The sequence below is a fragment of the Cyanobium sp. LEGE 06143 genome (assembly GCF_015207535.1).
Lineage (GTDB): Bacteria > Cyanobacteriota > Cyanobacteriia > PCC-6307 > Cyanobiaceae > NIES-981.
The window spans coordinates 1-1,257 of the sequence record NZ_JADEWP010000309.1; the positions used below are offsets into that span (position 1 = coordinate 1).

The window sequence follows — 1,257 nt, forward strand, 5'->3', positions numbered from 1 at the left end:
ATTCAGCGCATTGAAGCCCGCTCTGTTCTGCTGCACCTCATTGAGAGTGGACTGGGCGCCTGGCACAGGCACGCTGTTGAGGCTGCCCTGGATCGCGGCCGCTCCGGCGCTGCCCGCCAGGCCCTGGGATTGGGCTGCCGTGGGTGAGCACAGCGCTGCCAGCAGCACTAGTCGCGGCCAGGCTTGTGGGGAACAGAGGGCCATTCAGGTGGGAAGAACGAAGGGCAAACAGCCAGCTGCGCGGCACCCTAGGGCTTGGTTCCCATCCTGAACCAGATCAGGGCTGGGAGGCGCGGCTGGCACTGCCATAGTCGCTCCAGGCCTTGAGCTCGTCGAGGCTCTGCACCCCCTCCAGCCGAGGTTTGCCCTCCAGATCCCAGGTGGGGAAGGCGCGCACCTCTGCGGCCTGGCAGCGCTGGCGACCTTCGTCGCTCTTGTCGCACTCCACATAGGGGAGGCTGTTGCCGGCCTCCTTGCCGAACAGGTTTTTCTGCTGGAAGCAGGCCGGACACCACCAGGCCCCGTAGAAGATGGCTCCCTCGGCCGCCAGGTGGGCGCTCAGGGAGCGCTGCTCCGCCGTGGACTTGTTCAGAGCTTCGCCCACATGGGGGGAAGTGGACCCTGAGCTCGCCACCGCGCCGCCTCGGGCATCGGCGCAGGCTGTCAGCACCCCCGCCAGCAAGCCCAGGGCCAGGCTGCCGAGCAGGGCCGAATGACGAGGAGGAGCGCTCACCTGAGGTGCAATGAATCAGGCAGCAAGCTAGACGGGCTGTCCTGCTGCTGGCTCGGCCCCGTTCGGGCTTCCGCCCCGTGCGTCGGCGCCGGATCGCCGCTGCGGCTGAGAGACTGAACGCACTGGTGGGCCGGATCCCGTCCATCTCCTCCGCCTTCCAGCCTGCCTTCGAGCCCCAGTTGATGACCGCCAACGGCTACCGCGACTACTTCAAGGTGCTGGGTGTGGAGCGGGGCGCCGATGCCGACGCGATCAAGCGTTCCTTCCGCAAGCTGGCCCGCCAGTACCACCCGGATGTGAATCCCGGCGACAAGAGCGCCGAGGCGCGCTTCAAGGAGATCAGCGAGGCCTACGAGGTGCTCTCTGATCCGGACAAGCGCCGTCGCTACGAGCAGTTCGGCCAGTACTGGAGCCAGGCCGGCGCCGGGGCTGGCGTGGGTGGCATGGATGTGGACTTCGGCCGCTACGGCAACTTCGACGATTTCATCAACGACCTGCTCGGCCGCTTCGGGGCCAGCGGCGGG

At 67.5% G+C, this 1,257-nt stretch carries 2 protein-coding genes; one reads left to right on the plus strand and one right to left on the minus strand.

Annotated elements, in window-relative coordinates; all coding sequences use genetic code 11:
* Nucleotides 1-277: 277 nt before the first annotated feature.
* Entirely contained in the window at nucleotides 278-733 is a 456-nt protein-coding gene (locus IQ216_RS13855) for a hypothetical protein (protein WP_370566757.1), read from the minus strand.
* Nucleotides 734-915: 182 nt separating this feature from the next.
* On the opposite strand from IQ216_RS13855, the gene IQ216_RS13860 reads away from it, so the two are divergent.
* Nucleotides 916-1,257: DnaJ domain-containing protein (locus IQ216_RS13860; RefSeq protein WP_193815933.1), on the plus strand; the 342-nt coding region annotated here is incomplete at its 3' end.